The 25899-nt window shown below is 56.0% G+C and carries 15 protein-coding genes; 13 read left to right on the top strand and 2 right to left on the bottom strand.

The window, feature by feature from the left end:
* Positions 1–89: 89 nt before the first annotated feature.
* Complete coding sequence (locus ACI1P1_RS04165; protein WP_416215099.1) at positions 90–965, bottom strand: AraC family transcriptional regulator; 876 nt, start codon at positions 963–965, stop codon at positions 90–92.
* Between the two features lie 121 nt (positions 966–1086).
* On the opposite strand from ACI1P1_RS04165, the gene ACI1P1_RS04160 reads away from it, so the two are divergent.
* The 12 genes from ACI1P1_RS04160 to ACI1P1_RS04105 all read left to right on the top strand — a co-directional run bounded on the left by ACI1P1_RS04160 (position 1087) and on the right by ACI1P1_RS04105 (position 21552).
* Entirely contained in the window at positions 1087–3519 is a 2433-nt protein-coding gene (locus tag ACI1P1_RS04160; RefSeq protein ID WP_416215098.1) for a hypothetical protein, read from the top strand.
* A gap of 796 nt (positions 3520–4315) precedes the next feature.
* Positions 4316–6103: a biosynthetic-type acetolactate synthase large subunit gene (gene ilvB / locus ACI1P1_RS04155; protein WP_416215097.1), complete on the top strand. Its 1788-nt coding sequence runs from the start codon at positions 4316–4318 to the stop codon at positions 6101–6103.
* Complete coding sequence (gene ilvN / locus ACI1P1_RS04150) at positions 6063–6554, top strand: acetolactate synthase small subunit (protein ID WP_416215096.1); 492 nt, start codon at positions 6063–6065, stop codon at positions 6552–6554. Before ilvB ends, ilvN begins: the two co-directional genes overlap by 41 nt.
* 939 nt (positions 6555–7493) lie before the next feature.
* Positions 7494–8483: a ketol-acid reductoisomerase gene (gene ilvC, locus ACI1P1_RS04145; RefSeq protein WP_416215095.1), complete on the top strand. Its 990-nt coding sequence runs from the start codon at positions 7494–7496 to the stop codon at positions 8481–8483.
* 96 nt (positions 8484–8579) lie between these two features.
* Positions 8580–10127 carry a 2-isopropylmalate synthase gene (locus ACI1P1_RS04140; protein ID WP_416215094.1) on the top strand — a complete coding sequence of 516 codons (1548 nt, stop codon included), beginning with the start codon at positions 8580–8582 and terminating at the stop codon, positions 10125–10127.
* Between the two features lie 123 nt (positions 10128–10250).
* Entirely contained in the window at positions 10251–10925 is a 675-nt protein-coding gene (locus tag ACI1P1_RS04135) for a DUF6609 family protein (protein WP_416215093.1), read from the top strand.
* Positions 10926–11039: 114 nt separating this feature from the next.
* A complete protein-coding gene (locus tag ACI1P1_RS04130; protein ID WP_416215092.1) occupies positions 11040–13292 on the top strand; it encodes a helix-turn-helix domain-containing protein in 2253 nt (750 codons plus the stop codon).
* 749 nt (positions 13293–14041) lie between these two features.
* Complete coding sequence (locus tag ACI1P1_RS04125; RefSeq protein ID WP_416215091.1) at positions 14042–15730, top strand: type 2 periplasmic-binding domain-containing protein; 1689 nt, start codon at positions 14042–14044, stop codon at positions 15728–15730.
* Positions 15731–15866: 136 nt separating this feature from the next.
* Positions 15867–17726: a hypothetical protein gene (locus ACI1P1_RS04120; RefSeq protein ID WP_416215090.1), complete on the top strand. Its 1860-nt coding sequence runs from the start codon at positions 15867–15869 to the stop codon at positions 17724–17726.
* Entirely contained in the window at positions 17723–18700 is a 978-nt protein-coding gene (locus ACI1P1_RS04115; RefSeq protein WP_416215089.1) for an ABC transporter permease, read from the top strand. The genes ACI1P1_RS04120 and ACI1P1_RS04115 overlap by 4 nt, the downstream gene beginning before the upstream one ends.
* Before the next feature lie 16 nt (positions 18701–18716).
* Positions 18717–19595 carry a carbohydrate ABC transporter permease gene (locus tag ACI1P1_RS04110; protein WP_416215088.1) on the top strand — a complete coding sequence of 293 codons (879 nt, stop codon included), beginning with the start codon at positions 18717–18719 and terminating at the stop codon, positions 19593–19595.
* A gap of 550 nt (positions 19596–20145) precedes the next feature.
* Positions 20146–21552 (top strand): amino acid permease, encoded by a 1407-nt coding sequence (locus tag ACI1P1_RS04105; protein ID WP_416215087.1) that lies wholly within the window; start codon positions 20146–20148, stop codon positions 21550–21552.
* A 307-nt stretch (positions 21553–21859) separates the two neighbouring features.
* Here the strand turns inward: ACI1P1_RS04105 and ACI1P1_RS04100 are convergent, their stop codons facing one another.
* On the bottom strand, positions 21860–24745 hold the full coding sequence (locus tag ACI1P1_RS04100; protein ID WP_416215086.1) for a family 78 glycoside hydrolase catalytic domain: 2886 nt from the start codon (positions 24743–24745) through the stop codon (positions 21860–21862).
* Positions 24746–24884: 139 nt separating this feature from the next.
* Between ACI1P1_RS04100 and ACI1P1_RS04095 the strand changes: the two genes are divergently transcribed.
* The gene (locus tag ACI1P1_RS04095) at positions 24885–25796 is read left to right on the top strand and encodes a helix-turn-helix domain-containing protein (protein ID WP_416215085.1); all 912 of its coding nucleotides are present in this window, start codon (positions 24885–24887) and stop codon (positions 25794–25796) included.
* The last annotated feature ends 103 nt before the right edge of the window (positions 25797–25899 follow it).

Here is a 25899-nt window from a genome sequence, read left to right as displayed (position 1 = left end):
CATCGGTCTATGGTGCAGCGGGAACCGCAGCATGAGTGTCTCTATCAGCATTATAAGGGCAGAACGGAGGATTTCAAGAAGCAATCCGGTTACAGCCGCAGGCCGGAGGGGCTTATACCATACCGTTCCTTGAAGAATTTGGAGAAATGACTGAGGTCGCAAAAGCCCAGGGTTTGGGCGATCTCGGTAACAGGCATGGCCGTGGAGTGAAGCAGTTCTACGGCCTTATCCGCTTTGGTATTCAGGATATACCGGTGGAGCGGCGTCCCGGTATGCCGGACAAACAGGCGGTTCAGATAATTGGGATGGAAGCTGAAGCGGTCGGCTAAGGCCTGGTTAGTCAAAGGCTGGTTCAGGTTGCTGTGGATATAGTCCATGATTACTTCAACCAGCTCCCGGTGCTGTCGGGCGGATTCCCCCTGATGGGCCAATTGCCGGTATACGCAGACCAGGAGGCTCAACAGCATTCCATTGAGGGCGGGGCCGCTGAACAGCTTCTGCAGCCTGTATTCCTCCACCATCTGGAGAAGCGGGCGTTCGCTTTGAAAGCTGGCAGGCAGGCGGAAGGGCTTGGTGAACAAGGGGGCATCCGAGAGCTCCACCTTTTCTGTAATCAGCTCCGCCCGGAATTGGGGGAGGAAGGGGGCCGGAGGCATAAAACGCTTTTGCCGGTGGGCCTGGGTAAAGTCAAAGTGGACATTCATAACCGTCAGCGGATTCTCCGCATCCCGGTGGACGGCGTAGGGCACATCCGGCCCCCAATAGAAAAGATCGCCCTTTTGGCAGACATACGCCTGGTTTTCGATATGAATTTCTCCGGTGCCGCTGCATATGTAGGTCAGCCGGTGGTCGTAGAGCTTTTTCCATAGGCCGGTGATGGCGGGGTCCAGGGTAACGTGCTGGACGTAACGGACATGCGGTGCAATATCGCTGAAGGCTAAGGCGGTTACGGGTATACCGGTCATGGCGGCGGTCCCTTCGGTTTGTTTTATACAAATATAAGCTTACTATACCTAAATACGTTCTTATCTTCCAGGCCTATAATCAGGATTGTGGAGAAACCAATTCTACAAGCGGGGTGGAAGAATGGGGACGATTGGACATGCGGATTATTTGCGTTTGCTGGAGCCGTGGGTGAAGCCGTTCACGGAATACTGCTATACGCCTCCGGCGCGGAAGGAGCTGCTTTGTTACGGAACCGGATATAACGGCTGGGGGATGCAGACCCATCAAAAGGCTTTTGCCGCCATCGCCGTTTTGGCTGCAGACCCCGGGACGGACAGCACCCGGACCGGCATGAGCCGGACAGAGCTGCTGGACAGCGCATTGCGGATGCTCCGGTTTACGCTGGAGAGCCATGTGGAGGGGAGTTATCAGTGCGAGGACGGCACCTCCTGGGGGCATACTTGGATCAGTGCGTTGGGCGTGGAGCGGATGATGCACGGTGTGGAGGCCATTGAAGAGCATCTGACGGCAGAGGACAGGGAGCTTCTGCGCAGGATGCTGGTGTCGGAAAGCGACTGGCTCTTGGACCATTATGAGATTCTGGGCCATCCCTTGAACGAATCCGGCCGCAATAAGCCGGAATCCAATCTGTGGAACGGCAGCCTGCTGCACCGTACTGCCGCCCTTTATCCGGGTACACCCCGGGCGGAGGCATACAGGGAGAAGGGCTCGCGTTTTCTGGTCAATGCTGTATCGGTTGCATCCGATGCTCTGTCGGCTGCTGTGGTTGACGGCAGGCCGGTATTGGAGTGGTTTGTGGGGGATAACTTCCTCGAGGAATCGTATGCCCTGAACCACCACGGGTATCTGAATGTGGGGTATATGGTCATCTGCCTGTCCAATGCGGCCATGCTCCATTTTACCTTCAAAGGGCTGGGTATAGCTCCGCCTGAAGCGCTGTACCATCATGTGCGGGAGCTGTGGGACACGGTGAAACCCATGCTGTTCCCGGACGGGCGGCTGATTCGTTTGGGCGGAGATACCCGGGTGAGATACTGCTATTGCCAGGATTATTTGCTTCCTGCGCTGCTGCTGGCGGCGGATGTGTTCGGGGATGAGGATTGCCCGGCTCTGGAGGCGGGCTGGCTTGGGCAGGTGCAGGCGGAAATGGCGGCCAATGGGGACGGCAGCTATTTGTCCGCCCGGTGTGCGGAGCTGAAGCGGGTGTCTCCCCTGTATTACACCCGGCTGGAATCGGACCGGGCGGTGAGCTTGTCCTATGGCGCATATTGGCGGAGGCTGTTTGAGGGTCTACCCGGCGGGCGGGGTGAGGGCGGCTTGTACAAACCCGCTGTGCCGTATGTTTGGAAGGACACGTACCATGGGGCCTGCTTCGTCAAGGGAGAGAGGCGTATCGCCTCCTGGACATGGCTGGCCGCCGAAGGGCCCCAGGGACTCTGCCTGCCGGCGGACGGCAGCGATCTGGCGGAGTGGCGTTATAATTTGGCGGGCCGGATCCGGGGAACCGGGGTGTTGAATGAGTATCAGACGGTATCCCATGCCCATCGGATGTTTGAAGGCGGGTTTGTGACCTGGGGCAAGGCGCTGGCCTGCTCCGGGGAGCTTCTGGCCGAGCAGCAGAGCCGGGATGTGCTGGCGGTATCGCAGACGGCTGTTGCCGCGCTGCCGGATGACTGCACCGTGGTGGCTCTGCAATATGCCAAAACCGTCACACGCAGCTATATCTCCTCCGTGCGGGGACTGCTGCTTCATGTGCCCAACGATGTGTTCAACGGCAGCCGCAGGACGTACCGGTACGGGCAGACGGAAGCAGTGCTGGAGGGAGCAGGCGGCGGGGAGCATATTGGCACCGAGCGGAGGAACGGGACAAACCCGGCAGGCGGTGCGGAGGGGCGCGCCGGGATGGGGGGACTGACCGGAGGAAGCGGACAGCGGATTGGTACGGGTCAGCAGGGGAACGGACAGCGAATTGAAACGGATCAGCAGGGGAGCGGACAGCGGATTAACACGGGTTCGCGTTGGCTGAATGTGGACGGAAGGCTGGGGGTGGTCCAGGCTTACGGGGATGAGCCGCTGACCTTGTACCGTCCCGGCCGCAGGCAGATCGGCCTGAAGCACAGGCATCAGTCCGATACGCTGGGTATGCTGTATGCCGATGAAATCTGCAGCCCGTTTTGGAACAGTCTGCGGGATGTGCCGCCGGATACGGTGCTGGTGGATACGGGCTTTGCCGTATTGGCGGACGCCGGTCCCCAGGAGACGGGGGAACTTGCTGTAGGCGGGGGATGCGCTGCTATTTCTGTGGAGGGTGCGGCAGAAGCTGTCCGGGTGGTGCTGGTGAAGGGTGCTGACGGGCTGCGTTATCTGCTGGCAGCCAATTTTGGTGAGCAAGGGGTCAGTGCGGCAGGTGAGCTTCCAGCCGGTACGTCAGCTGTTCTCCTCCGGGAGCTGGCCTCATCCGGCGAGATTCTGCTGGCGGGCGGAAGATTCACCATGGTGCTTCCCGCAGGGGAGGCGCGGTTGTTCGTGGTGGAGGAAGCCGGGAGGGCGTAAGGTTGACTGGTGCTGGAGGCTGCTGCTGGTCGGGCGGTTGGGCGGCTGGAGATGACCCACTCAGCTGCAAAAGTGCAGTTATTTGCCGTCTCCCGCTCCAAACTATGCTCCATCCTGCAAAAATACATTTATTTTACTCGAAAATCCCGTTTGCCCCACCGGCTTAGTGAAATAACTGCAGTTTTGCAGTTAAGGCTGCATTTGTGACATGAAACGCCCAAAATAACTGCAGTTTTGCATTTCGTGTAGACGGTTACAACCCGGAGATAAGGCGGGTCAGCCATTCTCAGCCGTGATTTGCCTTGGCGGCGGGAATTTTTTACTCCGATTTTTTTCCGGAATCACCCTTGACACACCGAGTAATGTTGCCTATAATAATCCTCAATATTAAGAAAATTGCTGCAACGGCTATGATGAGGACGAAGTGATAAGGGCTCTTATGAACCAGAGAGCAGCGGGTTAGCTGAGACCAATGCCTTAATCCCTTATTAACGAGCTCACCTCGGAGCTGTTTTCCTGAAAAGCATATACGGAGGCAAAACCGGATATGGCTATTAGGGGGAACCGGGAGGACACACGTTACCGTGTCGGAGTATCAGGACCGCTGCATGCGCGGTGCTCGTACTTGTCAAGGCTGCCGTTCGCGAGAGCGGCCGCAAACCATGGGTGGTACCACGGAAGCTAACCCCTTTCGTCCCTTCGTACGCTTCTTTAGCGTCGGGACGGAAGGGGTTTTTTGGTTTTCTGGTGAAGCAGCTGATATATGCTTGCTCCATACATTGAGGGGAGGATCACTATGAGTATCGAAAATCAGGCTAAGGTGCTGAATGGGGAACTGAGAGAAAGGCTGCTGGCGCCCGATGTGATTTCCGGCTCGGAAATATTGCTTCGCTGCCTCTTGCTGGAAGGTGTGGAATGCGTCTTCGGCTATCCTGGTGGAGCGGTCCTATACATTTATGACGCCATGCACAACAATCCCGACTTTAAACATCTTTTAACCCGCCATGAGCAAGGCGCCATCCATGCAGCCGACGGTTATGCCCGCACCACCGGTGAAGTGGGCGTTTGTATCGCCACCTCCGGCCCTGGTGCAACTAACCTGGTAACCGGCATCGCCACCGCCTATATGGATTCTGTGCCGCTGGTGGTCATTACGGGCAACGTGGCAACCCCACTCATTGGTACCGATGCCTTCCAGGAAGCGGATATTACCGGCATCACCATGCCGATTACCAAGCACAACTATCTGGTGCGCAACGTGGAGGACCTGCCGCGGGTGATCCATGAGGCCTTCCATATTGCCAATACGGGACGCAAGGGCCCCGTGCTCATCGACATTCCCAAGGACATCTCGTCCCATACAACGGTATTTAAACCGGCCATTAACGATAAAATCAGCATCCGGGGCTACAACCCCACCACCGATCCGAATAAAAAGCAGGTAGAGAAAATCCTGGCGGCCATCGAAAAGGCAGAACGCCCCGTCATTCTCGCCGGAGGCGGCGTTGTCTACGCAGGAGCCTCTGCAGAGCTTATCGAATTCGTGGACAAAACCCGGATTCCCGTCACTACTACTCTGCTTGGCCTTGGCGGCTTCCCCAGCGCCCACGAGCTGTGGATGGGCATGCCCGGTATGCACGGAACTTTTACCGCCAATAAAGCCATCCAGAATGCGGACCTGCTCATCTCCATCGGCGCCCGTTTCGACGACCGGGTAACCTCCAAGCTGGCGGGTTTTGCCCCCAAGGCGAAGATTGCCCACATCGATGTGGACCCGGCGGAAATCGGCAAGAACGTACCTACAGAGATTCCCTGTGTAGGCGATGTGAAGTACGTGCTGGCTTACGCCAACACCAAGGCTAAACGCGCCAACTCGGAGGCCTGGATCGCGGAGATCGCCGAAAGTAAACGGAATTTCCCCCTGCGCTATAACGATTCGGACAAAGAGCTGAAGCCCCAATGGGTCATCGAAATGCTGCATGACACCACCAACGGTGAAGCCATCGTCACCACCGACGTAGGCCAGCACCAGATGTGGGTTGCTCAATATTACAAGTTCAACCATCCCCGTGCATTGGTTACCTCCGGCGGACTGGGTACGATGGGTTTTGGCTTCCCTTCGGCGATCGGAGCCCAAATGGGCAATCCGGACCGGTTGGTTATCTCCGTCAACGGTGACGGCGGTATGCAGATGTGCTCCCAGGAGCTGGCAGTTTGCGCCCTCAATAAAATCCCGGTGAAGATTGTGGTTATCAACAATCAGGTGCTTGGGATGGTCCGGCAGTGGCAGGAGCTCATCTACGATAACCGCTACAGCCATATCGATCTGGCGGGCAGCCCCGACTTTGTGAAGCTGGCGGAGGCTTACGGGGTGAAGGGGTTGCGGGCCCGGAACAAAGAGGAAGCCCGGGCGGCCTGGCAGGAAGCCATGGATACCGACGGTCCGGTTCTGGTGGAGTTTGTGGTCCGCAAGCATGAGAATGTTTATCCCATGGTTACAGTTGGAAGCACGATAGATGAGATGCTGATGGGGGATGAAGTGGATGAAGCCAACGAAGCACACTATATCAGTTCTTGTGAATGACCAGCCCGGGGTCCTGCAGCGGGTGTCCGGCCTCTTCGGCCGGCGGGGCTTTAATATCGAAAGCATAACGGTGGGGGAATCCGAGGAAAAGGGGCTCTCCCGCATGGTTATCGTGACCACTGGCGACGATAAGACTATGGAGCAGGTGGAAAAGCAGCTGTACAAGATCATCGACGTCATCAAGGTGGTGGACCTGAGCGCCAACCCCATGGTGGCCCGGGAGCTTGCCCTGATCAAGGTCCATGCCGAACCCTCCGCCCGCCCCGAGATTGTGAGCATCGTGGAAACCTTCCGCGCCTCGGTGGTGGACATCGGCCCCAGCAGTATGATCGTGCAGGTGGTGGGCGATTCCGAAAAAATCGACGCCATGGTCGAGGTGCTGCGCCCCTACCGGATCAAGGAGCTGTCCCGCACGGGAGCCACAGCGATGGTGCGTGGGGCGGTTAAGTAGAATTTTGTTGAGCAGGAACGGCTGCCGGAGCTTACGTTTGACTCCGGCGGCTGGACGCTAAGTTGGCTGCGCTGGCCGGGACACAAACGAAACTCAGCAGCCCTTACTGACAAAACACCGAAGTCTGTACGACGCTACCGGAACGCTACAACGCTTAGCGGTTAAAACTCCCCTATGCTGGGTTCTAACGGAACTCAGCAGCCCTTAGCCGACGAATCGCGTTGATTCCACTCAAACGGAACTCAGTGGCATTTACCTGCAAAGCTACGATGGCCTTGGGACGCTAACGGAACTCAGCGACCCTTAGTCGGCTAAAATCGCACCGTTTGTATTCTAACGGAACTCAGCGACTCTTACGGGGCAAATGAGGCGGATCTGAGAGTAAAATTAGTGTTTAAGGGCGTCTCAGTTCCGTTACGGAACTGAAGAAGACGAATTTTCCTTCTAAGCGCTTCTCAGCTCCGTTAGAGAGTAGAACCCCGGGGTTCGCAGAGAAAGTTGGCGGATTCGAGCGTTCCCTGCTCCGGTAAGAATCTCTGGAAAAGCGAATTCTTACATCAATTGATGCTAAATAGTTGCTAAATTTAATTTTCCCACTTTAATGCTTTACATGATTGGAGTTATAATAGGGTTTAATCACAAGCCTCCCTATCCGGGAGCGGACGCCCGAGAAGACGGGCAGCGTGGAGTGGCAGGCGGTGGCCCCAAAGGCATCTCGCTAAGAGACGTTGAAGTTGGCGGGGGGCTCCCCAGGGTGTCCTCGCTAAGAGACGTTGTGAAGTTGGCGGCAGGCTCCCAAGGGAGTCCTCGCTAAGAGACGTTGAAATTGAGCGGCCCCACAGCCAGCCCGTGTCCACCGTCTTCTGCGGCGTCCGCTTCGGAGGGACTTGAACTATTGACGACGCCCATCAGGCGTACATCCAAGGAGGAAATATCGCAATGGCCAAGATTTTCTATGAAAAAGACGCAGACCTGAGTGTACTTCAAGGTAAAACAATCGCAATTATCGGCTATGGCAGCCAAGGCCACGCACAAGCCCAAAACCTGCGTGACAGCGGCCTGTCCGTTATCATCGGCCTCCGCCCCGGCAAGTCCTGGGAAACTGCCAAAAACGACGGCTTCGAAGTGCTGGAAGTGGCTGATGCAGCCGCCAAAGCGGATGTCATCCAAATCCTCCTGCCTGACGAAACCCAAGCCAAGGTATACAAGGAAGAAATCGAGCCCAACCTGAAAAAGGGCGCCACCATCATGTTCTCCCACGGCTTCAACGTTCACTTCGGCCAAATCGTGCCTTCCGCCGACAAGGACGTGCTGCTGGTTGCTCCTAAATCCCCCGGCCACATGGTGCGCCGCACCTATGTGGAAGGCTTCGGCGTTCCGGGCCTGGTAGCCATCCACCAGGATGCAACCGGCCTCGCTACCCAAATCGGCCTGGCCTATGCCAAGGGCATAGGCTGCACCCGTGCAGGCGTATTCGAAACCTCTTTCCGCGAAGAAACCGAAACCGACCTCTTCGGCGAACAAGCCGTATTGTGCGGCGGTACCTCCGCACTGATCAAGGCCGGCTTTGAAACCCTGGTGGAAGCCGGATATGCGCCGGAAATGGCCTACTTCGAATGTCTCCACGAGCTGAAGCTCATCGTGGACCTGATCTATGAAGGCGGTCTGGCAGCAATGCGCCACTCCATCTCCAATACTGCGGAATACGGCGACTATGTGACCGGCCCCCGCATCGTAACCGACGAAACCAAGAAGGAAATGAAGCGCGTCCTGTCCGACATCCAACAAGGCAAGTTCGCACGGGATTTCATCCTGGAGAACCAATCCAACCGTGCGTTCCTGACCGCTACCCGCCGCGCCGAGTCCGAGCATCAGCTTGAAGTGACCGGCCGTGAGCTGCGTGAAATGATGCACTGGATCAAGAAGTAAGCTTCCACCCCCGGCCATCAGCCGGACATGCGGCCTGTGCATCATGCGCAGGCCGTTTTCCCCGATAATGGGGCACATTTCCTGGAGGTGATGATCATGCGGAAAATTTATATTTTTGACACCACACTCCGGGATGGCGAGCAGTCGCCTGGCGTAAACCTGAACACGGAGGAGAAGGTGGAGATTGCCCTCCAGCTGGAGCGGCTGAAGGTGGACCGGATCGAAGCAGGCTTCCCCGCCGCTTCCCCGGGTGATTCTGCCGCTGTACAGGCGGTGGCCGGTGCAGTAAGGAACTCCACCATCATCGGTTTGTCCCGTTCCCGGATGCAGGATATCGACGCGGCATGGGAGGCGCTGAAGGGCGCCCAGGACCCTTGCCTCCATCTCTTCCTGGCCTCCTCGCCCATCCACCGGAAGTACAAGCTGAAGATGGAGAAGCATCAGGTGCTGGAAACCGCGGAGGCCGCCATCCGGTATGCGCGCCAATTTTTCAGCAAGGTGGAGTTCTCCCCGGAGGACGCCGGACGCACGGAGCTGGACTTCCTGTGTGAGGTGACGGACATGGCCATCCGGGCGGGAGCCACGGTGGTCAATATCCCCGATACGGTAGGCTATCTGTATCCGGCGGAGTTCGGCAACATCTTCAAGACGTTGAAGGAGAATGTGCCCGGCATCGAAAAAATCCAGCTCTCCGCCCACTGCCATGATGACCTGGGGATGGCTACCGCCAATGCCCTGGCTGCCATTCTCAACGGCGCCGACCAGATTGAAGGCACCGTAAACGGCATCGGTGAACGGGCCGGCAACACGGCCATCGAGGAGGTCGCCATGGCGCTTAACACCCGCCAGGACTTCTTCCAGGCCAAAACCGGCTTGCAGCTGGACGAAATCGCCCGTACCAGCCGCCTGGTGAGCAAGCTCACCGGCATGGTGGTTCCCGGGAACAAAGCCATTGTAGGGGCTAACGCCTTCGCCCACGAGTCCGGCATCCACCAGGACGGTATGCTGAAGGAAAAAACCACCTATGAGATCATCTCCCCCGAGACCATCGGGCTGAAGGAGAGCAAGCTGGTGCTGGGCAAACACTCCGGCCGCCATGCTTTCCGGGAGAAGCTCATCGACCTGGGCTACGACCTGGCGGAGGATGCCCTGAACGCGGCCTTCGCCAAGTTCAAGGATCTGGCGGACAAGAAGAAGGAAGTCGGCGACGAGGATATCCGCGCTCTTCTGGACGAGAAGCTTGTTTCCATTCCCGAGGCCTTCACGTTGGAAACCATGCAGGTGTCCTACGGCAACCAGTCGGTACCTACGGCAACGGTTCGTATCCGCAAGCTGGACGGCGAGGTGTTCGACGAGGTGGCCATCGGCAACGGCTCGGTAGATGCCATCTACAAGGCCATCGACAAGGTGACCAAGGAAGAGGTGGAGCTCGGCGACTACTCCATCAAATCCGTTTCCCAGGGGAAGGATGCCCTGGGTGAGGTTCATGTGGTCCTTCGCCAAAACGGCATCGCCGTCTCCGGCCGCGGCATCAGCACTGACATTCTGGAGGCCAGTGCCAAAGCGTACGTCCATGCCGTCAACCGGCTGTTGGACAAACGCTCCAGCCAAACCGCCAGCCGGAACAATGTTACGCTGATATAATGCAAATCAACACATCAAAAGCGCCCTGGACTCTGCTTGCGGAGCCCGGGCGCTTTTTGGTTGGATGAGGGGAAACAAAGGAGGAGCGGGCAATGAAGGCAGCGTTTTTGAACAAAAGGGTATGTGGGGTTTAGGCTGTGTTTGCAAACCCGCTTGAGGGTACCTTTCACCGTCTTTTCGCCCCATCCCGCGTTACTTCCGTTTGACGTACCCCCGGTACGCCTTCACGAAAGTGCCTTGTTTGGAACGAAAATTCGGCAAAATTTGCTCCCCTCGGAGTTTGCAAACACACCCTGGCTGGTTTGGGTGGCCGCGGTCATCCTGATCGGGAAGCTTGTCGGGGGGAGCCAGCTTATTTCCATGCCCGTGTTTTCATTCGGCTATATGGCAGGGGTTTTCGGCATTTTATCCAATAAAAAATTAGCCCGAAAGCTTTCCTACGGACCGCCAACCTCCAGACAAAACAAGCTGACGCTTGCCTCCATCATTTTTATGTTTGTGGTCATGGTACTGGTTGGGGGCCCCCATTTCGGGGACGGGAATTTCCGGCTGGTCTGGCTGGGTGCTTTTCTGGCGATTGGGCTGCATTTTGTTCCGATGGCATGGGTGCATGGACGATCCATGTTTCTGCTGGCTATCCTGTTGACGGTTGATGCGCTGGCAGGGAGATGGATGGAGGATATTTCATTTGATGTGGTTGTATATATAGATATCGCGATTAAGCTCCTGTGGGGGATTGGCCTCTTGCTGTCTGGCAAACCTGCGGGGGTGTCTCCGGGTCTGACTCAGGGGCATTAAGGCTTTCAGGTAGGCAAGGCTTGGAAGATAGGGTAAGATAGGCATAGAACAAGCTGTAAGGGTTTTCGGCATACGAGGGAGCAGCTTAGACATCTTTTGGGAGGCGCCAGCAGATTGAAGCAGAAAAAATGGTTTTACCGGTTGCTTTTATCCTATTTTCCGGTTTTTTTCACCTTGGTATCCGTGCTGATTGTGCTGACCTTCCTGCTGATCAGCCAGCTGTCCCACAGGGAAACGGTGAACGCCAATCGGGCGTATGTAAATCATGTCATCCAGCTTATTGACCATTCCATGAAGGAAATCGACAGCATGCTGGTTCAGGAAATTGAATCGGCAGCTCTGCTGAAGCAATTTTTCGCATCCACCCAGGAGGAGCAGCAGCCGTATACTATATACGAGGTTTCCAAGAAGATCAACCAGCTGTCCAATTATAATAATTACATCGACTCTGTCTATCTGTACCGGACTGCGGACTCCACTGTGTTAAGCGGCAACATGCTGCTGCCGGTGGACAGCTTCGGGGACAAGGGTTTTATTGAGCAAATGAGACAGGCGCCGGATTTGTACCAGCTGTCCAAGGTGCGCCGTTATCAGGAGCTGCCGGGTCAGGACACAGGGACGCCGGAGGTGGTGTCCATCACCCGCAAGTACCCGCTGCTGACCGGCGGCGAGGGGCTGGTGGTGGTGAACATCAGTCTCCATAATCTGGAGCGGTCTCTGGTGGAGCTGTCCAACTCCAGCATCAGCTATCTGGAGGTCCGGGACAAGAGCGGCTCCCTGATGCTGAGCTCCAACCCCAACGGGTCTGTGCCCGGCTCCGTTCTGACGGAAATCAGCTCCCCGTACACCGGATGGACCTACCGGAGCGGGGTTCATGATATTAAGATTTTTCAATTCTTCTCGGTGTTCTCTTATATCTGGGCGGCTATCGGCATCGGTGTGGTGGTGGCCGGTTCAGCCTGGATTACCTTCATCACCAAACGTAATTACCGCCCCATCGAATCGCTGATTCACCGAGTGGAGGAATATGCCTTCAAGAAGAATGAGGCTTCGGGTAAAAAAGGGGAGGACGAGTTCCGGTTTATCGAACGGGCCATCGACAGGCTTATTGAGGAATCGGACACCTTCCGGAAGATGCACGAGGAGGACTCCCAATTCCGGAGGCGGCATTTTTTCCTGGAGCTGCTGGAGGGTTACCGCAGCATCGACCAGGAGGAGTGGGAGCAGGAGCTGCAGCGCTTCGGCATGAAGGCTCCGGGCGGAGGCGAAGCCATGGCCATCGGCCTGTACGAAATCGACCGGTACGCCGAGGTGACTGGCAAATACACCTACCGGGATTTCTCTCTGCTGAAATTTGTGCTGATTAGCGTCATCCGGGAGGTGGCCGAGAAGGAAGCGCTGCCCATGGAGGTTTGGACTGAGTGGACGGACCAGCACCGGGTAGCGGCCTTGTACCGGATTGAGGGTTCACCGGAGGCCTGCGAGCTGCTGGTTGCCGGTTTGGCGGAGCAGGTTCGGGCCTGGGTGGAGCATAACCTGGAGTTTACGGTGACGGCGGGGATCGGAACGGCTGCCGGGGAATTGGCTGAGCTGCCCCCCAGCTACCGGACGGCATCCAAGGCATTGTCCTTCAAGCCCGCCTTGGGGCTGAACCGGATTATCCGGCAGCGGGATCAGGCTCCTGCGGATAGTGGAGGCGGCCTGCCTTATGACGGCAAGGAGCTGCGCAGCTTCGCCCATGCTTACCGGGCTGGGGAGCCTGACTGGCGCCCGCTGTTTTCGGAGATTTTCCGGGAGCAGCGCAATAAAAGCTTTACCCGTGAGGAGCATACCCGCCTTCTGGAGGCGATTATCGGGCAGCTGCGGCGGGAGCTTTCGGAATTTCCCGAGGAGGTCCAGAGTGACTGGCGGGAGGATACGGAGCCTCAGCTCCTGGCTATCAAGGAGCAGTTCGATTTGGCGGAGGATACGGAAATCCGCTTCCTCGGGATCCTGGAGGCTTTCCATCAGCGCTTGGAGACCTACCGGGAAAGCCGGAGCCATCTGGCGTTGATGAAGGAAGTCAAGGCCTATATGGAAACGGAATTCGCCAATCCGGATCTGTCTTTGACTCATCTGTGCGACCGCTTTGGGCTGAACGGCAAATATTTGAGCCGTCTGTTCAAGGAAGCCTTCGGCGTGAAGCTGGTGGACTTTATGGTCCATGTCCGGATTGAGGAGAGCAAGAGGCTGCTGACGCAAACGTCGCTGTCCCTGCAGCAGATCGCCAATGCGGTGGGCTACATCCACGATATTTCATACATCCGCGCGTTCAAGAAAATCGAAGGGGTCACTCCCGGTGATTACCGCAAAAGCCATACCGGGTAAGCCTGGTGCCTTCAGGCGGGCACGTAAACTGGTTAGTTGGCTGGCTGGACCCATGCGCGGCGGGTCATAAGGCGAGGGCCGCGTTCTTCCGCGAAGGGAGAATAGCGGCCCTTGTTTGTTTTTGGAGGCGATTCTAACGGAAGTGAGAGCCCTTATTAGGCCCCGGATAGGGTTTTGAATTTTCTAACGGAAGCAGGAGACGCTATTCCCGGCAAAATGAGCCTAAGAGATGGTGTCGAAGAAAAATAAAGGCTGTAGCTTCCGTTAGAATTGAAAAGGGCCAATTTTAGGGCAAATAACGGCGCTCACTTCCGTTAGAATTTGGAAGAGGCGTACACGGTATAAATTAACGCTGGCTGCTAATAGATTTTATCTGCCAGGTGAGGGGAAGCAGAGTTTCGGAGGCATACTGTATGCCATGAGATTTCACGGGTAACAGATTGGTTCATTATGGAAATCACGGGTACGGGTTGGATATTCCCCGCAAACCCGCGCCACACCTGGATTTTTTGCTTGGTTAGTCGATGTTTTTTTCTGTTTGGTTTATCGGGGATTTCCGGTTAGCCCACGATTTTGGCCGATCGGTTAGTCCGGGAAACATGTAAATTGCCCGGGGCATTGCGGCTGTTGTATTCTGCAATCGAGGAGCTTTACGAAAGCGCCGAGCATCGTCAAAGGAAAACCGATCACCGCAAGTAAGCGTTTTACGTAAAGCACGCATCTATCCATGCGAAGGGGGATTTACAAGAATGGCAAAGCATAATTGGAAGAAGGCAGCAATGGGCGGCACGGTGATGGTAACCGCGGCAGGTATGCTTCTGGCAGGCTGCGGCAGCAATGATAATGGTGCATCCAGCAGCACAAGCCCCACCACCGGCGCTTCCGCAACCACGGCTGCTTCAACAGCACCTACCGCTGCGGCAAGAGGCAAAATCACAGCAACTATATATGACCGCAACAATATTCCTCCCCAGGAAGGCAACTGGGACAAAAACCGCTGGACCGAGTGGATCAACAAAAACGGCCCCGTGGATGTCCAATATGTTCCCGTACCCCGCTGGGAGTCCCTGCAGAAGCTGAACACTCTGTTCGCCAGCAACTCTGCACCTGATCTGATTCTGGAATATGATACTGGTTACCGGAATTTGTGGTACAGCCAAAAGCTGCTGGCCCCCATCGACGAAATGGTGGAGAAATACAGCACCACCTATAAAGACTTGATGAAGCAGTTCCCCCAATTGAAGAAGCTTGGCACCAAGGATGACGGCAAGCTGTATGAGGTGGGCAAGGTATCGAGACTTGTAGCTGGTCACGCTGTTTTTATCCGTCAGGACTGGCTGGATAAGCTGAAGCTTTCCACCCCCAAAACTGCCGATGATCTGTTTAATGTAGCCAAGGCCTTCGCCGAGCAGGACCCGGACGGCAACGGTAAAAAGGATACCTTCGGTATTAACTTAAGCGGCAATGGCTTCTCGATTATCAGCCATATGTTTGGATATGGGGAAGTGGCCTGGCGTGTGGACGGCAGCAACTTTATCCACGAATGGGAACGTCAATCCGCTGCTGTGGATTACCAAAAGAAGCTGTTTGACGCTGGAGTGGTAGATAAGGATTTCCTGGCGGACAAAAACGGCGAAAAAGCCAAGCAGGATTTCCTGAGCGGCAAGTTGGGAATCTATCTGCATCAGAGCACCCTGGATACCAGCATTGGCGAAAAGGACTACGATACACTGAAGCAAAATGTGCCGGATATGAAGCTGGCGATTGTCCCCTTGCCATCTACTCAATATGGCCAGTTTAGCCCGGTTATTTCCAGCCCAATTCAAATGGTTGGGATTGTCAACGCTAAAGCCAAGGACCAAAAAGCCATCATGCAATATATTGATTTCATGATCAAGCCGGATGTTTCCCTCACCGTTAGCAAGGGTCTGGAAGGCGTCCATTGGAAGCGGAATGCAGAGGGTGTACCTGAAACCATTGATGCTGAGAAAAACAAGATCGAAGCCTCCTATACCGCTGACTTGGCGATGATGAGCTCTACTCTCCTGTGGGGAAATACCACCTTCAAGCCGAAAAATGATACACAAACCGCTCTCTTGAAGCTGTCTGACGACGCAATTGCCGCCTATGTCAGCAAGGACCGTCCGATTCCTACGCTGAAGCCGGAGTACCTGCCTGTACTGCCTGCCGATTTGACCATGATCTCGAAGAATGTGGACCAGCAGATCAAGGATAACTGGCTGAAGGCTATTGTCAGCGGCAAAACCTTCACGGCCCAACAAGCTCTGGACACCTCCAAGAAAACCTGGGAAGCCGCTGGCGGCACCAAGGTGGATGAGTTCTATGCGAAGTGGTACACCGCAAACAAGGACACTGCCTTTATGCTGAAGGACCTGTATGAATTCGGCGAGCAAGCCGACAAGCTTCTGAAAAAATAAGCCAACCTGCCGGAGCATCACGGCTGGAATCCACGACCGGCAGGGGAGGGAAAGCCTCCGCCTGCCGGCTGGTTCTTCCGGGGGTGACCGGAGTGGACAGACGGGCTGAAGGAAGATCGGAAACGGAGTGAGGTTGATGAATACCCACCAGGAAAGAGCAATACTGTCGCTGGATACAGCGCTGGAGGAACAGTTCCGCAGGCGGGCGCAGCTGCTGCTGGAGAAGCTGCCGGAGCTTGCAGTTCCGGAGTGGGACCGTTCCCGGAGACATGTGTTTTTGGCCATCGGCCGGCTGGGTTTGGGGAAGGACAAGGACTGGGCTTTGGAGAGTCTGGCCCAGGTGTGCAAGGATCCGGGAGGAGAGTCCATGTTTGTCCGCCACGGGCTGGCGGATTGCCTGTACCGCTTCGGCGGGCTGATGGGTGAGGGCCTCACCGGAGACATTAAGGCGTACCTTACCGCCAAGGATCATTACCGGATGGAGGGCGGTACGGAGAACCATAAAATCATGCATGCGGCCGCAGGCATACTGGCTGCGCAGCGTTGGCCCGATTGGGAGCTGGCGGCGGAGATCAGGGAAAGATGCGTTTCCTATCTGGAGCAATATTTCTCCCGGGTGGTCCGCTACGGGCAAGGAGAATTCGATTCTACTACGTATAGTGTGTTTTATCTGACCGCATTAGCCAGCCTGTATGATTTCGCGGAGGACCCGAAGCTGGCCAAACAAGCGGGCATGATGATGGACTGGTATCTGGCCAACACAACAGGGGACTGGCAGAACGGGCGGTTCACCGGGGCCCATTCCCGGGATTACCATCCCACTAATGAAGAGGGTGCTGCGGAAGGGGGAATCGCCTCCTCCTGGCTGTATTTCGGCGGGCGGACACCGGATCTGTCCTTGGGCGAGCCCCATTACAGCTCCATTCTGGCTTTGTCCGGCTACCGGGTACCTGATGCGCTGGCGGCGGCGGCCCAAGAACGGGATGAGTCCTTTCTCCACCGGGAAACTCATGATTTGGTAGCCCGGGAGGACCGAGCCCATGATGGACACCAAACCCATCAGGCGGAGAGCGGCGGTGCCAAGGGCTACGGCTATATCAGCCGGCGTGGTGTGCGCAAGCTTAGCTGGGTTACGCCCGGTTACACCTTGGGAAGCATGTGGGACGGCAGGCAGGGGGATATTGTCTGGTCCGGCCAAATGAGACGCTGGTCCTTGATGTGGGATGGGGAAGCGAACCGGAGCGCGTTCTTTTTTACCCATCCATTCCCGGATTTTGGCCATGAGACAGAGGATTATGTAGGCAAGTGGCTGGGCTCGTCCCCGTATGAGCAGGTGCTGCAGCATAATGGTGCGCTGGTGGCACTGTATAACATTCCTCCCGGGGAGAGCTATCAATACGGGCCGCGGCAGCCCTTTCCTTCGGACCGGGATCCCTACATTGACGGTTTCCTGGACCCTTCGGCAGTGCTTGTTTCGGAGGAAAAGGACGGGTGGCTGTTTGCCCATGGCGGTACTGTGATGTTTGCCTTTAAAACCTTGAAGCCCTGGATCTGGACGGAAGCGGCGGGAGAAAAGAGGCTGCGCAGCCCGGGCCTGCGCAATGCTCTGCTGGTGGTAACGGCAGAGCCGGACAGGTTCATCCGGGAGCCGGCGTCAGACTCCGAATCCGCCCAAGCCCATCTGGAGCTGGTACGCTTTTGCAAGCAGGTCCTGGAAGAGACGGATATCCAGGCGGATCTGGGTGCCGACCAACCGGAGGTAGCCTTCACCGTGCCGGGAGGAGACAGACTTTTTATCCGGTACGATGGCGCTAGACAGGTTAATGGGGAAGATGTGGATTATGAGGGCTGGCCTCTGCTGCATAACCGGCATCTCCATTCGGAGCTGGGCAGCGGAATTATGGAGTGTAAGCCGGGCTTCGGCGGGATACGGTGGGACTATAATGCCTGGGAGATTTCCGTTCCCGGAGCGGTCCCGAAAGGAGCGGAATCATGAAATCGAGCGCGAATGAAACCATACAAGCCGGCATCCCCGGAGCGGTAAACCCCGCTGCAGGTACAGCCCTCAGAAGGAATTCCAAAGGAAGATTGCGGCGAAATATGCCGCTGCTTCTGATGTTTTTGCCGGTGGCAATTTTCTTCATTACCTTCAAATATGTACCAATGCTGGGCAATATTATCGCCTTTAAGCAGTACAATCTGATGCAGGGGGTGTTGGGTAGTCCGTGGGCGGGCTTGGATAATTTCCGCATGATTTTCAGCAATCCCCAGACTCTTCTGATTATCCGAAACACCTTTATGATTAGTCTCCTGTCCATTGTCATCGGTTTTCCGTTTCCGATTCTCATTGCTGTAATGCTCAATGAAGTGAGAAAAACCTGGCTGAAAAAATCGGTGCAAACCCTTTTGTACATGCCTCACTTTTTCTCCTGGGTTATTATCGGCGGTATCGTGGTGACGCTGTTCGGTACCCAGGCGGGGGCTATCAATGCCCTGATCGTCAAAATGGGCGGGGAGCCCATTACCTTCCTGTATCAAACCGGCTCATGGATGGCCATCTTCTTCGGCTCCGGAATCTGGAAGGAGGCCGGGTTTAGTGCAATCATTTATCTGGCGGCTGTGGGGGGCATTGATCCCCATCTGTATGAATCTGCTGCGCTTGACGGGGCCGGCAAGCTGAAGCAAATCTGGCATGTGACTTTGCCGGGTATTCTGCCTGTCATTACCCTGATGTCCATTCTGTCCATGGGACGGATTATGGAGGTTGGTTTCGATCAGGTATACAATCTCCAAAACGCCGTTGTCTCCGATGTGTCCAATGTGATCAGCACCTACATTTTCACCATCGGTATTCAGAGCGGTCTGTACAGCATTACCACCGCCATGGGGCTGTTTGAGTCGGTGATCGGCTTCACCCTGGTGCTTGCCGCTAACCAGTTGGCCCGCAAATTTAACCAATCCCTGTGGTGAAAGGAGCTTACCCGCTATGAGAATGTCAAAAGGCGAACGGATCTTTTACATTGTGAACAACTGCCTGCTGATTCTGGCTGCCTTGAGCTGCCTGCTTCCCTTGATGAACATCGTGTCCCTTTCCTTCAGCAGCTACGGGGCCATCGCCAGCGGCAATGTCGGCATCTTCCCGGTGGATTTTACGCTGGAATCGTATGAAACTCTGATTAAGGGCACTCCGATTGTGCGCAGCTTCCAGAACAGTGTGGTTATTACGGCAGGCGGCGTCCTGTTCAGCATGGTGTTTACCATTCTGGCGGCTTATCCGCTGGCCCGCAAGTTCTTCTACGCCAGGAAGTTTCTGACTATGGCCATCGTGTTCACCATGCTGATGGGCGTTCCCCTGATTCCCGGCTTTCTGGTGAACCGCGCCTTGGGCATCCTGGATACCTACTGGGCCTTGTGGCTGCCCGGTCTGGTGAGCGCCTATAACATGATGGTGCTGAAATCCTTCTTCGAAAATATTCCCGATGAGCTATATGAAGCCGCTGAGATGGACGGCTGCAGTGAGATGCGCCTCCTGGCGAGAATCGTGCTGCCTCTGTCCCTGCCGGTGCTGGCCACCCTGACGCTGTTCTATGGCGTAGGGTACTGGAATGCCTTCCAAAGCCTGCTCATCAACATCAACACCACGGCCAAATATAATCTGTCGGTGCTGGTGCAGAGTATGGTGGCCAACCAGTCCCTGCTGCAGAGCCTGAACAATATCAGCCCGGAGGAGGCGCAGCAGCTAATTACGCCGGAATCCATCCGGTCCGCAGGGGTTGTGGTGATGCTGGTGCCGCTTCTGGTGGTGTACCCCTTCCTGCAGAAGTATTTTGTGAAGGGCGTTATGATCGGTGCGGTGAAAGGGTAAGGTGTTACGATGTGAGGCCCGCAGCTGAATTGTGCTGCGGGTCTTTTTGCTGTGGTTGGGACCGAGAAGGGGGAGGCGTCGGGAAGTCCTTTTTTGCGTAACGGAACTCAGAAGCTCTTAGCGGCTGAAAATGAACCCATTTGAGTCTTAACGGAACGGAGAGTTCCTTATTGCCTGTTTCGCCGCCCAATCTCCCTCACCAAGTTTGCTAAGCCCTCTTTAGTTCCGTTAGCGCGTCAGGACGCCGGATTCCTGTCCCTAAGCGTCGCTGATTTCCGTTAGCGCGGATGCACACCAAGAGCTGCCTTGTTCGGTTATCGCTTGTTATGCTGCTGGAGCTGCTCCTGCTCTATCGAATCATAGCTAAACCTCCGGCGGGGCATACTGGATGCGCCAGGTAAAATTAATTGACCAATATGTGAATAATCGTAAATGTGTGATGAAGATCACGGATATTGACCCTTGTTTAATAGAAAATAACAAAGGATGTCAAGTTTGATTTAACGAAGTAAAGCATTGAAACGTTGATAGGATGGAGAGTGCGGACAGCATGAATTTGTTTCGAAGGAAAAGCGTTGCGACTTTACTCGGCGCGGATGACGGGGGTCACGGCGGCGGTGTGAGGCTGAGCAAGTCTTTGGGAGCCTTTGATCTTGCGATGCTGGGTGTGGGTTGTATTATCGGTACGGGCATTTTTGTTATTACCGGTGTGGCGGCAGCGGAGCATGCCGGGCCGGCGTTGGTCTTATCTTTTATTATTGCGGGTATTGCCTGTGTGTTCGCGGCGCTCTGTTATTCGGAGTTTGCCTCTACCGTCCCTGCGGCGGGAAGCGCGTACACATACAGCTACGCTGCCTTCGGTGAGCTTTTGGCGTGGATTCTCGGCTGGGACCTGATATTGGAATACGGGGTCGCCGCATCGGCCGTGGCCAGTGGGTGGTCAGGCTACTTCCAAAGTCTCTTAAACGGCTTCGGACTGCATATTCCCCATGCGCTTTCAAGCGCCTTCGATCCGGCCAACGGCACCTACTTTGATTTGCCGGCGGCGGCGATTATCCTCCTGATCGGCTTCCTGCTTACGCGGGGTGTAAAGGAAACCGCCCGGTTCAACACTCTTATGGTTATCATTAAAATTGCGGTTGTGCTGCTGTTTATTGTGATTGGTGTTTGGTATGTGAAACCTTCCAACTGGACGCCTTTTATGCCCTTCGGCTTCCAAGGGGTCGCCTCCGGAGCCAGCGCCATTTTCTTCGCTTATATCGGCTTTGACAGTGTATCCACTGCGGCTGAGGAAGTCCGCAATCCCCAGCGGGACATGCCTATCGGCATTATTTCGTCCCTGGCCATCTGTACATTGCTTTATGTTGTCGTTTCCCTGGTTTTGACGGGGATTGTGCCGTACACCGAACTGAACGTCAAGAACCCTGTGGCATTTGCGCTTGAATATATTGGTCAGGACTGGGCTGCCGGTCTTCTGTCCCTTGGTGCCATTGCGGGGATTACCACGGTGCTCCTAGTGCTGCTGTTCGGACAATCGCGTTTGTTCTACGCCATGTCCCGCGACGGCCTGCTGCCGGGCATTCTTTCCCGGATGAACCCTAAAACCAAAACACCTTCAGTAAACACATGGATGATTTGCGCAGCAGTTACATTGGTTGCCGGATTTATCCCCCTGGGCCGTCTGGCCAGTCTGACCAGCATCGGCACGCTGTTTGCCTTCTCTGTGGTATCCCTTGGTGTATGGGTGATGCGCCATACCCAGCCGGAGCTCCGCCGTGGCTTCCGGGTTCCTTGGGTGCCCGTGATTTCCAGCTTGAGCGTACTCTCCTGCGGTTACCTGATGCTGCAGCTGGAGCTGTTCACCTGGATGGCTTTTGGGGTTTGGCTGATTATCGGTCTGTGCATCTATTTCCTTTACGGATACCGCCACAGTGCGTTGAACCGGACCGGGAAATAGGAGCAGCTTAGTCTAACATATAAAAACCGGCCCAAGCTTGGGCCGGTAAGAGCCTCGGATCAATAGTTGATCCGGGGTTTTTTGTTGTACAAGTGAGGCCGAGGAGAAGGACCGGGAATTTTTAGTGGAACACATATTCCGCTATTATCTCCCGAATGGGGGTGACTCGCTGGATAGCGGAAAGAGATTTCCGCTAAACCGTGCTCACTGGGCGTGGAGCTCTCTGCATCAGGCCGTTAGCGGAAAATGGCTTCCGCTAACGGCTGGGATAAGCGGATCCTGTCCTCATAACGGAAAAATGCTTCCGTTATTCGCTCACCCGCACCTCCTCCACACTTGCGGTGTAGCCTTCAGGTGGAATCACCTGAAGCTCCACTGCCGCAGGCGCTTCCACCCGGATGCGGATGGTGCGCTTCCCTTTATCCGCCTGCCACGACACATCCACCCGGCCGCCGCCGGGGAGGGGCACGGCGCCGCGGGCCCAGTCCAGGGAGCCGATCTGCGGCTCCACAATGACCCGGCTCCAGCCGTCGCTGTCCCCGCGCACACCCAGCACATGCCTGCCCAGGAAATACCCCGGCCCGGCGGACCAGGCATGGCAGTGGCTGCGGGTCAGCTCCAGCGGGTGGGCCCGCTCCTCAAGCGGCTTGGGGTAGGTTTCCCAGCAGGTGGTGGCTTCCTCGTCCACCATCTCGCTGTACCGGCTGCGCAGATCGGCGAAGAGCAGATCGTAGCGGTCCAGCTTGGCCAGCGCCTCGTGATAGAAGAAGGACATAAACGGGCTGCCGATTTGGACAAACCCCGCCGGAGGGGATTGGATCATGTCTGCCACCCGCTTCAGCTTCTCCCCGTCAGGCACGCCGGCCAGGAATGCCGCCACTTGGGTCTGCATGCTGAACACATGGGAGAAGGTGCCGTCAGCATGGATACAATCCACATAGGCCTGCTTCTCTTCCCGCCAGAGCCGCCGGTTGATGGCTGCTTTCAGTTCTTCTGCCTGCCGGCGCAGCTCCGCTCCCCCAGTCCGGTCCGTGTAATCCGCCAGAAAAGCGCCCGTGTCCAGCGCCTTGGCCAAGAACATATTCTGGTGGGCCACCGTGCCGTCCCGGGGCTGGTCAATGGGCGCCCAATCCAGGAAGTTCCAGCCCTTCATGTTCAACAGCCCATGCTCATCCAGCCGCTGGCGGTAGGCGTCCAGGGTGGAGCGAACATGCGGATACATTTCCGCCGCGAAGTCCGTGTCTCCAGTAAACTGCACATACTCCGCACATGCAGTGATCCAAAAGAAGGTCCAGTTGGGAATGACACTGTTCCAGCCGCTGGGTACCTGGTCCACATACAGCTCCGACTGGAACCGGGAGCCGGGCACCAGCCTCAGACAGCGCTTGACGATTTCGCTTCCGCCGAACAGATAATAATTCACCAGGGCTTCGTTGCGGGCATCCCCCACCCAGAACACCTGCTCATACGCCGGGCAATCCACGAAGGTATCCTCCATGCACAAGCGGGTGGTGTGGCGGCTGATTTCCCATATATCATTCAGCATTGGATCGGAGGAGTGGAAACGGCCCACCTGGGCCACGGGATAGTTGCTTTGCAGCAGGTTCACCCGGTGCAGCCGCACTGGCCCGGAGGCATTGCGTACTGCAACAGCCAGATAACGGAAGCCCCGGCGGATGGGGGAGGAATACCGCTGTTTGCCCTCCCGGCACACGTAGCGCAGGGTGTTATCCAATTGGTAGGTATGATGGCGCCAGCCGTTCCGCATATATTCAAAGCCGTACAAATCGAGAATCGTACCCCCTGCGGCCTCTACCTCAAACTCCACATAACCGGAATATTCACGCCCAAAGTCAATTACGATTTCCGTATCCGCACCGGGAAAAACCGGAATTATAGCTGAGGCTGTATTGGCCATCACCGCATTTTGCAGAGTGTGTGGCACCGCCAAGCGCGTCTTCTCCGGGGTCCAAACAAACAGCCCGAACAGGTCCTCGTCACTTACATGCTCTCTACTGAAGGGCCTGATCCAATCGCGGAAATTCTCCAAATCCCCAACACCGGCAATACCGCGTGCACGAAGATAGCCTGCAGGCTCCGGGTCCCAGGTTTGCCCCTCCACAGCCTCCTCAAAGCTGCTGAAGGGCCCGATGCCCATAAACGGGGTGGTTGCGGACGCCCCAAGAGGTGAAAGCAGCTGAAAGGCCTCCTCACTGTGGATCCCGAAATGGAAGCCGTGCCCGTGGATGGTCCCCTTGAGATCCATCAGCAGAAAAGTATCTCCCGCAGCCAGCTCCACGTCCAGATAACGCTCCCCCATCTCCCCATACCAGCCTGATGTGTCCAGCCAGTTGCCGTTCAGGCTGATAGAAACGGAGGTCCGGCCGCCATCCGGAATGCCGATGGTAGCTTTCGTCGCAGCCTTTGTACGGATCACGGTGGCCAAGTATCCGGTAAATTGCACGTTATTGGCATGATGTTGGCTATTGGGGACAAAATGGTTCCGCAGGTCCAATACGGTTCCCCATGACCGCGGCCGTACCCGGCTTAGCTCCTCCACCCGCACGGGATAAACGGGTTCTTCCGTCAGCATAGGGATATCCCGGGGAACAAGCCCGGTCCAGGGCTCCATACCGGCAGTCCCCAGCTCATCAGCTGATTCCCAGTGACTGTCGTCGTAACCGCAGCCAGTCCAGGCTTCATCCTGCACCCGGGCATCAAAGGATTCCACAAACGGCAGTTGGCAGGACATCCGGGCGGTGAAGGGATTCATCCCTTCGTATACCGCTGTTTTCCATGTCCCGTCGGTAACAAGCACCACTTGCGGATTTTCTCCGGTGGTTTCCAGCTGAACCAGCAGCCCACCTCTGCCCCGCAAATATTGGAAGGTGGGAATTCCATAATGGTTCACCAGCACGGCAATGGTATTATGGGCTCCCGGAATAAGAAGGCCGGTAAGATCATATTCGTCATAAGACAATGCGGATTGCCAGGAGCGGACAGGCCCTCTCCCCAAACGTACACCATTTACATACAGGATGTACCGGGAATCGGCGGTCAGCTTCAGGCTTGCACTGCCGTTTGCATTGTCATAGAAAAAGGTTTTACGGAAGCAGCGCCATTCATTGCGGGGGCTGACTGCACCACCGCCCCATATCCAGCGGGCTTGCCACATGTTAAGGTCATTTTGCATAGATAGAGCCACCCTCCATCATTTTTAAATTGCAATTGTACACCCATACTATAAACTAAGAGGTAAGGAAGAATTTCGCCGATCCGGACAATAATAAGGGTGTATCCGGACATTCCATACGGCTGGAGGGGACAGCACCGTGCAGAAAGCCAAACGGTATATTTGGACTACACCCAGGGAGCTCTTTCTGGCGGAAGGCCCTGATCTATATATGAACCGGGTGGAGGAATCCTTCCAGCTGGAGGAGCACACCCATGAATTCATCGAATTGAACTATGTGATGGAAGGCAGAGGATATCAGCACATAGGTGACGCGGTGATGGAAGTGGCGGCGGGAGATGTATTCTATTTGCCCCTGGGAACGTCCCATGTGTTCCGTCCGGCGGGGGCGGATGCCACCAAAAACCGCCTGATCGTCTGCAACTGCCTGTTTGGACCGGAGCTGCTGGAGAGCCTGGTATCCCGGGGCGGGGAATTCGCTCAGCTGCTGGAGATGCTGAACAAGCGGTTGGATCTGCTGGAACCAGGATGGAAGCAGTGGAAGGACCGGGACGGGGAAATCCGCAGACTGTTCGGCGCTATGCTGGAGGATTACGCTAACCCCAGGCCCTTCAGCAGGCTCATGCTCCAGACCCGCTTCATCGAATTGCTGGTCCAGCTTCATCGGCTGGAGGAGCAGGCAGGAACAGGAGCGCCCGCCGCGGGACGGGACGATCTGATGGACAAGACTATACACTGGATCCGCGAGCACGCGGTGGAACGGTTAACTGCAGGCCAGGCTGCGGCTGTGGCAGGCTTAAGCGAGCGCCAGTTCCGGAGGCGTTTTACCGCCAGGACGGGGATGGGCTTTTTGGATTATGTTCATACGCTGCGGATTGAGCGGTGTTGCGTCCGGTTGGCGGGCTCCGGCGACCGGGTTGCCGATATTGCTGCAGAGGCGGGTTTTTTGGATGTGAAGTTTTTTAACCGCCTGTTCAAACGCAAAACCGGCAAAACGCCCAGGCAGTACCGCATCTTCACTGCAGAGTCAACTGAGGTCGGGAAACGGTAACACCGCCGGGGGTTATTCCATAAGAATCGTCTCTATAGGAAACGCCTATAGAATCCATAGTTATTATATCTTGGCGCAGGCCACTGGAAGTATGGCACAATAT

Origin of the sequence: Paenibacillus mesotrionivorans (assembly GCF_046098205.1) — a bacterium.
Lineage (GTDB): Bacteria > Bacillota > Bacilli > Paenibacillales > NBRC-103111 > Paenibacillus_AR > Paenibacillus_AR mesotrionivorans.
This window is presented reverse-complemented; position numbering and strand designations above follow the sequence as displayed.